Below are 9,362 nucleotides of genomic sequence, written 5' to 3'. Positions count from 1 at the left end.
GTTTTGGACCTTTAGCGCGCGTGCTACCTTCTGCTGTCATATCAATGTTCTCACCCATCCGAGGAGGCGATGATTAGCTGCTGCTAGTTATCGCCTTTCTTGCTTTTGTACCCCTCGCCTCGGGGCTGGAGCTACCTTGCACTAGGCTCGCTTCCGATCCGGGATGCTGCTCTGAGTATGGCCTCGGCTTTTTGGGCAAAGGCTTTTAGTGGAGCCTCGGTGCAGTGGAGCGGAGCTCTTAGCTAGTTCTCTGGACAGTGAGTGAAGGCTGCGGACAAGCCGGCTGCCTAGGCGGCTCGTGCGGCTGCCTGCTCTTCGACGAGGTTTGAGCTCGCTTGCGGGACTGCCTTTAGCTCGCGTGCTTGGCTCTCTTGGGCTAGCTTGTGGGGCTGTCTTGGGTACTTGGGCAGGCTTGCGGAGTAGCCTTGGCTTCGCTTGAGGACTAGGCTCTTGGGCTGCAGGGCTCTACCCTTGGCCTGCGGTGCCCACAGCGCTGCGGGTTGCTTACTACTCGCGTGGGGCAACTCGCGGATTTCCTTGCGCCGCCTCTGGAGGCGGTGGACGAGGGTGCTTTCCTCCCGTGGATCCTAGACTCGGGAAGGAGTGCTGCCGTCAGCGGAGCCCGCTGGCGGGGACTTAAACAAACGATGATGAGCTACATTACAACTAACTATCTAGGGCGTCGCGTGCGGCTGGCTCTCCTTTCGTCCCTTCTTGCGCTACCGCTCTCGGCACAGCTGCTGCAGCCCCGTCAGCTGGGCTACGCAGTCAATCCCCTCATCGGGACCGACTGGGTAGGGAACGTCTACCCTGGGCCCTCGGCACCCTTCGGGATGGTGCAGCTGAGCCCTGACAATGGTATCGGAGGCTGGGACCGCATCGCGGGTTACTTCTACCCAGACAGTACGATCGCGGGCTTCAGCCATACGCACCTGAGTGGGACGGGCGCGGGCGACCTCTATGACATCTCCTTCTTACCCGTGCTGCTGCCCGCGCTGGACGATAGTCGGGAGGCGAAGGAAGAGCATCTCGGGGTGCACGCACGCTTCAGCCACAGCAGCGAGCAGGCGCGGGCGGGTTACTACGCCGTGACGCTCCAGCCCTACCAGATCCGAGTCGAGCTGACGGCACTGCCCCGTGTGGGCGTGCAGCGCTATACCTTCGAGCGGGGGAGCGACTCGGCCTGCATCATCCTCAACCTCACCAAGGCGATGAACTGGGACCGTACGACGGCCAGCCAGATCCGCGTCACCGAGGGAGGGCGTAGGCTCGCGGGCTATCGCTTCTCCGACGGCTGGGCACGTGATCAGCGCGTCTTCTTCGCCTCGCGTCTCTCGCGTCAGCCGCAGCACTGGGAGCTGAAGACCGACACGCTGCGCCATGAGGGCAAGGTCGTCGGGCTGAGCCACCGCGCCTATCTCTATTATAAGGTTAAGGCGGGCGAGCAGATCACGGTGACGACCGCCCTTTCTGGGGTGAGCGAGGCGGGAGCCCGTGCCAACCTCGCGGCCGAAGCACCGCGGGATAACTTCGACGGCTACCGCAGGCAGAGCGAAGCTGCGTGGGCGGCGCGCCTCGGGCAGATCGAGATCGCCTCGTCTACGCCTGACAGCCTCCGTACGACCTTCTATACGGCGCTCTACCGCGCGCAGATCTGCCCCACGCTGAGCTCGGATGTCTCGGGCGCCTACCTCGGGGCCGATCGTAAGGTGCATCGCCTGCCGAAGGGACAGGCCGCCTACTCGACCTTCTCCCTCTGGGACACCTACCGCACCGCGCATCCGCTGTACAACCTCCTTGACCCGAAGACAAGCCGCGACCTCGTGCGCTCGCTCGTCGACTTCGGCCGTGAAAACGGTGGCCACCTGCCCGTATGGTCGATGTTCGCCTCCGAGACGGATATGATGATCGGCTACCACTCGGTGCCCGTCATCGTGGAGGCGGTGCTGAAGGGCATCTATAAGCCCCGTGATAAGGCGGCGCTGCTGGCGCTGCTGCGCTCTACGGCCGAGCGTCGTGGCTACCGCGGGCTGGACGAATACCAGCGCCTCGGCTACGTGCCCTACGACACCGAGGAGGAGAGCGTATCCAAGACGCTGGAGTATGCCTACGATGATGCCGCCATCGCCGCCTATGCCCGCTGGATGGGGGATGAGGCTGCGGCGAAGCGCTACGAGGCACGTGCCCAGAGCTACCGCAAGCTCTGGGACGCTGAGCGCGGCTTCTTCCGTGCCCGCAGTGCCTCGGGCGTGTGGCGTGCGGACTTCAATCCCTTCGCCTACACCAAGGACTATACCGAGAGCAATGCCTATCAGTACCTCTTCAGCGTGCAGCACGATGTTGAGGGGATGATGCAGCTGATGGGCGGTGCCGAGGGCCTGGCGCGTCGTCTCGATGAGTACTTCACCAGCCCGACGCCGCAGGAGATCGAGCTACCTATCTTCTCCACGGGGATGATCGGGCAGTACGCCCATGGCAATGAGCCCGGGCACCACAACAGCTTCCTCTACAACGCGGCACGCCAGCCCTGGCGCACCGCCGAGATCAACCTCCATATCCTCACTCAGCTCTATAACGATCGCCCCAGCGGGCTCTGCGGTAATGAGGACTGTGGGCAGATGTCGGCCTGGTACGTCATGACGGCCCTCGGCTTCTACCCCCTCGATCCGCTGTCGGGGCGCTATGAGCTGACGACGCCGCTCTTCGAGGAGGCGCGCCTGCGCCTAGGCTCGGGGGCAGTGCTGCGCATCAAGGCTGAGGGACGTCAGCAGGACAAGCGCTATATCAAGTCTGTGCGCCTCAACGGCCAGCTCCTACGCCGCTCCTACATCAGCTGGGAGGAGCTGCAGCGTGGTGGGGAGCTGAGCTTCGAGCTGACGAGCGAGCGCGGGCACATCTGGTACTAAGCCACTGAGCTCAGTGGAGGCCTGCCCCAGCGCAGCCCGCGGCATAGGACGGGCACGCTGGATAACTCAAGCCGATAGGATAAGTAAATGATATACGATACGTGATGAACAAGCGATCACATCTCGGCGCCCTCGTGGCCGCGGCAAGCCTCTTCACACGGCTGCCCTTCTGGCGCCTACGCAGCCTCACCAAGGAGGACTATGAGGACGCCCTCAGCTGGTGGCCCGTCGTGGGCGTCCTCACGGCGCTGACGCTGGCGGGGAGCTACTGGCTCCTGGCGCAGCTCTTCTCCATGCAGGTAGCGCTGGTGCTGGCCCTCGGCTGCAGGATGATCCTGACGGGCGCCTTCCATGAGGACGGGCTGGGGGACTTCTTCGACGGCTTTGGCGGGGGGCGCGATCGCGAGCGGGTGCTGGCGATCATGAAGGACAGCCATGTGGGCAGCTATGCCGTCCTCGGCTTTGTCCTCTACTACCTCTGCTATGTGGGTATGGCGCAGACGCTGCTGCTCTATGATGAGATCAGCACCGCCCTTGAGGGCGGGGTTCCCTTCCCCTGGGTGCTGGTGGCGGCGGATCTGATGGGTAAGTTCGCCGCGCAGCTCCAGGTGCAGCTGCTGCCCTATGCGCGGCGCGAGGAGCAGAGCAAGACGCAGGTCGTCTACCGACGGACGAGCGCGGTGCCGCTGCTCCTGGGATTGGTTGTGAGCCTCGGCGCTGTGCTGCTTAGCCTGCCCGAGGAGTTCGGCTGGCTGCGCCTCCTAGCCTTGGCTCCCCTTGGGCTAAGTCTCCTCCTCATCGCCTATCTGCGCCGCCGCATCGGGGGCTATACGGGCGATACCTGCGGGGCGCTCTGCCTCCTCTCTGAGCTCTGCTACCTCGCCGCCGTCCTCGCTATGTATGCACTCCTTAACCGCTATGCACTCTAAGGATCAAAGGCCGCCTACGCTGCGCCTACACCTCATCCGCCATACCTCGGTCGACGTCCCCGCGGGCGTCTGCTATGGGCGTACGGACGTGCCGCTGCGCCCGACCTTCATGGACGAGGCGCATGCCGTGCGTCAGCGCCTCGGGCTGCTGCTCGAGGGCCAAGCGCCGCACGCCGTCTACAGCAGTCCGCTGAGCCGTAGCCGTCGGCTGGCGCGCTACTGTGGCTATGAGCCCGAGCTGGACGAGCGCCTCCTGGAGCTGAATTTCGGTGACTGGGAGCTGCAGCGCTTCGACGACATCCGCGACCCACAGCTGGAGCGCTGGTATGCCGACTACCTGCACGTAGCCCCTCCCGGGGGCGAGTCCTTCGTGGAGCAGGTGGAGCGTGTCGGGGACTTCGTCCGCGGCCTCGCGGCGCGGAAGGAAGCGCTGGGTGCGGGGACGCATGAGGTGCTGGCCTTCGCCCACGGCGGGGTGCTGGTGGCGGCACGTGTCGCCCTCGGCCTCTGCCCGCTGGAGGAGGCCTTCGCCAGTCTTGACCCCTACGGAGCGATCTGCACGCTGGAGCTCTAAGGGGCAGGGTGCGCGAGCCTTCCCTCACGCCTAAGTAAGTAATAAAGCCCTCGGGGCACCCCAGCAGCGCATGCTACTGGGGTGCCCCGAGGGCTTTATTGTAGGTAGGGGACGGCGCCTACTCGTCGAGGAAGTGGCTGATGGCTGCGTAGAAGCGCTCGTAGCACTCCTCGAGGTCAGAGTTGACCAGCTGTAGATCGAACTCCCCCGCGTGCTGCAGCTCCAGCTCGGCCTTGGCGATACGCTCCTCGATGACCTCGGGGCTGTCGGTAGAGCGCCCGACGAGGCGATGGCGGAGCTCCTCGATGCTCGGCGGAAGGATGAAGATGCTGAGGGCCTCGGAGCCGTAGGTGCGCTTGATGTTGAGCCCCCCGACGTAGTCCACGTCGAAGATCACGCGCCCGCCCTCCGAGAGGCGTGCATCCACCTCACTGCGTAGCGTGCCGTAGTAGCGGCCGCTATAGACCTCCTCGTACTCGAGGAACTCACCGCGGGCGATACGCTGCTCGAATTCCTCTGGGCTGAAGAAGTGGTACTCCACCCCGTCGCGCTCGGCGCCGCGAGGCGCTCGGCTGGTGGCCGAGACGGAGAAGCGCAGCTGGAGCTCGGGGTGCTCGCTCATCAGGCGAGTGATGAGTGTGCTCTTGCCCGTACCTGAGGGAGCGGAGATGATGATGAGCTTTCCCATGCGGCTAGGCTTCGTCGTCCTCGTCTTCGTCCTTGCTTCTCTTTTTCTTCTTGCCCGCGGCGATGCTGTTGCCCTTGAGGCCTTCGTTGATCTTGGCCGTCAGCTCCTCCATCAGCTCGGGGTTGTCGAGCAGCGTCGTCTTGGCTGCCTCGCGTCCCTGCCCGAGCTTTGTAGCGCCGTAGCTGTACCAGGCGCCGCTCTTCTTGATGATGTCGGCGCTCTCTGCCAGGTCGATGATCTCACCCGTGCGGGAGATACCCTCGCCGTAGATGATGTCGAAGGTAGCGCTGCGGAAGGGCGGTGCGACCTTGTTCTTCACGACCTTGACGGTGGTCTGGTTCCCCAGCACCTCGTCGCCGTCCTTGATCTGCGAGCGGCGGCGGATGTCTAGGCGCACGGAGGCGTAGAACTTGAGGGCGTTCCCCCCCGTGGTCGTCTCGCTCGGGCCGTACATATTGCCCCCGATCTTCTCACGCAGCTGGTTGATGAAGATGCAGGCGGTATTCGACTTGCTGATGGCACCCGTGATCTTGCGTAGGGCCTGGGACATGAGGCGAGCCTGCAGCCCTACCTTGGCCTCGCCCATATCGCCCTCGATCTCGCTCTTGGGGACAAGGGCGGCGACGGAGTCGATGATCACCAGGTCCATCGTGCCCGAGCGGATGAGGCGCTCGGCGATGTCGAGGGCCTGCTCGCCGTTGTCGGGCTGGGAGATGTAGAGGTCCTCCATGTTCACGCCGAGGGCCTCGGCATAAGTGGGGTCGAAGGCGTGCTCGGCGTCGATGATCGCTGCCATGCCGCCCGCCTTCTGCACCTCTGCGATGGCGTGGATGGCGAGCGTCGTCTTACCCGAGGACTCGGGGCCGAAGATCTCGATGATACGGCCACGGGGGTAGCCACCGATGCCGAGGGCATTGTCTAGGGTGATGGAGCCGGTGGGGATCTTGTCCACCTGCTCGGTGGGGCGGGCGGCCATGTTGATGATGGCGCCCTTGCCGTAGGCCTTGTCGATGCCTGCGAGGGTCGTCTCGAGGGCCTGCCGGCGGCGCTCCTCGGGGCTGAGCTCCTTGTCCTTAGACTTGAGCCCGCGTACCTTTATGTCTTTTACTTCTTCGCTCATGATGCTATTGGGGTGTGTGATTGACTACTGATGCTGGAGCAGCTGCTGGGCGTGCTCCTTGGTGGAGATCTCCTTGCCGCGCAGGATGCGCTCGATGCGTCCCTCTTCGTCGAGGACGAAGGTCGTACGCTCGGTACCCATGTACTTGCGCCCGTACATGCTCTTCTCGATCCAGGTGCCGAAGAGCTCGTTGAGCTGGACGTCGCTATCGACGATGAGGCGGAAGGGCAGCTCGTGCTGGGTGATGAACTTCTGGTGGCTCTTGGCCGAGTCACGGCTGACGCCGATGATCTCGTAGCCTGCGGCGCGCAGCTCGCTGTAGCCGTCGCGTAGCGAGCAGGCCTGAGCGGTGCAGCCCGAGGTATTGTCCTTGGGGTAGAAGTAGAGGATGATCTTGCGCCCGGGGTAGTCCGAGCGGCGTACCTCACGACCGTCTTGGTCCGTCCCCAGGAGGTCGGGGACTAGGTCTCCTAGTGTGAATGCCATAATGCACTTAATATATTGAATCTATACAAATATACAATTAAGGGGGGAATAGGCTGTGCCTCAGCTGGACGCGCTCGGTGGGGCGGGGCTAAGGTGCTCTGTAGGGCGTCCCGCTGCGGGCGCTGTGAAGCTCTCTCGGTCGCTTAGTCGCAAGCACGATTAAGGGCGCATGCAAGGCCGCTGAAGCCTCGGGCTGCGGGTCGGCTAAGCCTCCTGCTGCTCCTCGTCCTCCTCCTCGTGCTCGTCCTCTGAGCTACGTAGGGCAGCCGTCAGCTTGCGCTTGGGATTGAGGCCCAGCTTGCGGAGCTTCTCGAACTGCGAGACGAGGTTGCCACGGCCCGAGTCAAGGGACTTCTTCGCCCCCTCGTAGCTCTCGAGGGCCTTCTGGAGGCGGTCACCGAGGGTGACGAACTGGTCGCCGAAGGCCACGACCTTGTCGTAGAGCTTATTCGCCCGCTCGAGGATCTGCTCCACGTTGCGGTCCTGACGCTCGCGCTGCCACATGTCCTGCGCCAGGCGGAGGCTAGCGATGAGGTTGGTGCCGTTGATGAGGATGACGTTCTTGCGGTAGGCGTACTCCCAGAGCTGCTTGTCGCGGCTGAGGGCGAGCATGTAGGCGGGCTCGTTGGGGACGAAGAGCATGACGAAGTTCGGTGAGCCTGCCGTATGCGTCTCGTAGCGCTTGGCAGCGAGCTCGTCGATGTGGTGGCGTACGCTCAGCAGATGCGCGGCGGCGGCCTGCTCGCGCTGCTCCTCGGTCTCGGCCGATAGGTAGCTGAGGTAGGCCGTGAGGCTGACCTTGCTGTCGATGACCAGCGTCCCGCCGTTGGGGTACTTCACCAGCACGTCGGGGCGCAGGCCGCCCTTGTTGTCCTCTGTGGTGATGAGGCGCCCTTCGGCATCGCGCAGGGTCTGCTGGACGAAGTACTCCTCGTCGCGCCGTAGGCCACTCTGCTCGAGGATACGCTCCAGGATCATCTCGCCCCAGTCGCCCTGTACCTTGCTGTCGCCCTTGAGTGCCTGCGTTAGCTGCGTGGTCTCCTGGCTCAGCTCCTGGCTGCGCTCGACGAGCTTCATGATCTCTCGCTGCAGGGAGAAGCGCTCGCGGGCCTCCTCATTATAGACCTTGCCGACCTGCTCGCTGAAGCGCTGGAGCTCCTCCTTGAGCGGGGCGAGCTGCTCGAGATTGCGCGTGCTGAGCTCGGCGCGCTGACCCTGCAGTACTTCGGTGGCGAGGTTGCGGAAGCTCTCGCGTAGCGTCTGGCTGATCTCGCCCTGCTCGGCACGGGAGGCGGCGAGCTGCTCGCGTAGCTGTCGCAGCTCCTGGCTCTGCGCGCTGAGGCTGGTCTGACTCTGGAGGTAGTCCTGCTGGAGGCTCGCGAACTCAGCCTTGAGGGCCTCCTGCTGCTGGGTCTGCTCCTCGAGGCGCGCCAGCTGCTGCAGGCGCTGGCTATGCTCCTGCCGCAGCTGCTCGAGCTGGGTCGCGCGCTCGGCGAGTTCGCCTCTCAGGCGCTGGCACTCGAGGTCAAGGCGCTGGAGCTGCTCGTCCTTGGGCTCGAGCGCCTGACGGATGGCCGCCTGACGCTGGTAGAGGAGGACGAAGATGATGAGGCTGAGACAGACGAGGAGGATGGATAGGTAGAGCATGGGCTGCAGGGCTATTGGTTTGCTTAAATAAAGGTACGAAATATCTCGCTACCTACCTCGCCCTGCCTTGCCTCGCTTCTCCTAGGGCTGCACGCAGGGCGGCGGAGCGTAGCGATGACCTTGTCTCGCCTCCGTGAGGGGTATCCCTCAGTGCTCCCATGGATACCCCTCAGCAGGCTGATGGACGTCCCTCAGCCGTCTCACTGATATCCCTCGTGAGGCCTCCCCCTTAGCTGGCTCTTCGTCGGAGCGCGCCCCGCCCTGCCTTAGCCCCCAGCTGAGGCAGGGCGCAAGGAATAAGAGAAAGCCCCTGCCGCGCTCGACGTTGTGCGAGGCGGCAGGGGCTGGAGGATGATCTAGCCCTGGGGGCAGGGGCTCAGCGTTGGATACGCTGCAGGCGCATGCCGAGGCTGTCGACGAGGAGCAGGCTGTCGGCGAGCGTCGTTGGGAGCCCGAGGAGGTACTTGAGCGCCTCGGTGGCGGCCAGCGAAGCGATGAGGGCGGGCGTCGTCGCCAGCACAGGGATGGGGTGGCCGCCCTCGGCTGTGGCGGGTGCGGTAGAGCCCTGGGGCACCTCGCTCGGGGCGGGTGCTGGCGCCTCGGGGAAGAGCTCGGCGTAGCCTGGACGACCAGGGAGGAAGAGCGCCAGCTGCCCGCCCCAGCCCTCGGCCGAGGCATAGAGCCAAGGGATCGCAGCGGCGCGGCTGTAGGCGTCGAGGCAGCGGCGGGCGGGCTCATTGTCCGTGGCGTCGAGGATGAGATCGACCCCGCCGAGGAGGCGCGGGGCATTCTCGGGGCTGAGGTATTCGGCCGAGGCGATGAGCTGGCAGTGGGGGTTGAGGGCGCGGAGCCGCTCGGCAGCCAGCTGCGCCTTGCTGCCGCCGAGCTCGTCCGTGCGGTAGAGCGTCTGGCGGGGGAGGTTGCTGCGGGTGACGATATCCCCATCGCAGAGGCGCAGCTGCCCGACGCCTGCCCCCACCAGCAGCGGCAGGAGGGTGGAGCCCAGTCCGCC

Annotated in this window: 8 protein-coding genes; 3 read left to right on the top strand and 5 right to left on the bottom strand. The window is 64.6% G+C overall.

Going from position 1 to position 9,362, the window contains the following annotated elements; translation table 11 throughout:
- Positions 1-650: 650 nt before the first annotated feature.
- The 3 genes from Q0248_RS04800 (at position 651) to cobC (ending at position 4,409) form a co-directional block, all read left to right on the top strand.
- Positions 651-2,906, top strand: a complete 2,256-nt coding sequence (locus Q0248_RS04800) for a GH92 family glycosyl hydrolase (protein WP_299320340.1) — start codon at positions 651-653, stop codon at positions 2,904-2,906.
- A gap of 104 nt (positions 2,907-3,010) precedes the next feature.
- Positions 3,011-3,835, top strand: a complete 825-nt coding sequence (locus Q0248_RS04795) for an adenosylcobinamide-GDP ribazoletransferase (protein ID WP_299320338.1) — start codon at positions 3,011-3,013, stop codon at positions 3,833-3,835.
- A gap of 19 nt (positions 3,836-3,854) precedes the next feature.
- Complete coding sequence (gene cobC / locus Q0248_RS04790) at positions 3,855-4,409, top strand: alpha-ribazole phosphatase family protein (RefSeq protein ID WP_299320342.1); 555 nt, start codon at positions 3,855-3,857, stop codon at positions 4,407-4,409.
- Between the two features lie 118 nt (positions 4,410-4,527).
- On the opposite strand, the gene gmk is transcribed toward cobC, so the two are convergent.
- The 5 genes from gmk to Q0248_RS04765 form a co-directional block, all read right to left on the bottom strand.
- Complete coding sequence (gene gmk, locus Q0248_RS04785) at positions 4,528-5,097, bottom strand: guanylate kinase (RefSeq protein ID WP_299320336.1); 570 nt, start codon at positions 5,095-5,097, stop codon at positions 4,528-4,530.
- Between the two features lie 4 nt (positions 5,098-5,101).
- Complete coding sequence (gene recA, locus Q0248_RS04780; RefSeq protein ID WP_211788381.1) at positions 5,102-6,217, bottom strand: recombinase RecA; 1,116 nt, start codon at positions 6,215-6,217, stop codon at positions 5,102-5,104.
- A 24-nt stretch (positions 6,218-6,241) separates the two neighbouring features.
- Positions 6,242-6,703 carry a peroxiredoxin gene (locus Q0248_RS04775; RefSeq protein ID WP_299320332.1) on the bottom strand — a complete coding sequence of 154 codons (462 nt, stop codon included), beginning with the start codon at positions 6,701-6,703 and terminating at the stop codon, positions 6,242-6,244.
- Positions 6,704-6,907: 204 nt separating this feature from the next.
- On the bottom strand, positions 6,908-8,350 hold the full coding sequence (gene rmuC / locus Q0248_RS04770; protein WP_299320330.1) for a DNA recombination protein RmuC: 1,443 nt from the start codon (positions 8,348-8,350) through the stop codon (positions 6,908-6,910).
- A gap of 376 nt (positions 8,351-8,726) precedes the next feature.
- On the bottom strand, positions 8,727-9,362 hold a 636-nt coding region (locus Q0248_RS04765; protein WP_299320327.1), incomplete at its 5' end, for a HesA/MoeB/ThiF family protein.

The sequence above is a fragment of the uncultured Porphyromonas sp. genome (genome assembly GCF_938046015.1).
Classification (GTDB): Bacteria; Bacteroidota; Bacteroidia; order Bacteroidales; family Porphyromonadaceae; genus Porphyromonas.
The sequence above is the reverse complement of the archived record's forward strand: the minus strand, read 5'-3'. Positions and strand labels throughout refer to the sequence as shown.

Bases quoted from the DNA above. Each gene is read 5' to 3' on its own strand.
- Q0248_RS04800 (WP_299320340.1), top strand. From the start codon at position 651: ATGAGCTACATTACAACTAACTATCTAGGGCGTCGCGTGCGGCTGGCT.
- Q0248_RS04795 (WP_299320338.1), top strand. From the start codon at position 3,011: ATGAACAAGCGATCACATCTCGGCGCCCTCGTGGCCGCGGCAAGCCTC.
- gmk (WP_299320336.1), bottom strand. From the start codon at position 5,097: ATGGGAAAGCTCATCATCATCTCCGCTCCCTCAGGTACGGGCAAGAGC.
- recA (WP_211788381.1), bottom strand. From the start codon at position 6,217: ATGAGCGAAGAAGTAAAAGACATAAAGGTACGCGGGCTCAAGTCTAAG.
- Q0248_RS04775 (WP_299320332.1), bottom strand. From the start codon at position 6,703: ATGGCATTCACACTAGGAGACCTAGTCCCCGACCTCCTGGGGACGGAC.
- rmuC (WP_299320330.1), bottom strand. From the start codon at position 8,350: ATGCTCTACCTATCCATCCTCCTCGTCTGTCTCAGCCTCATCATCTTC.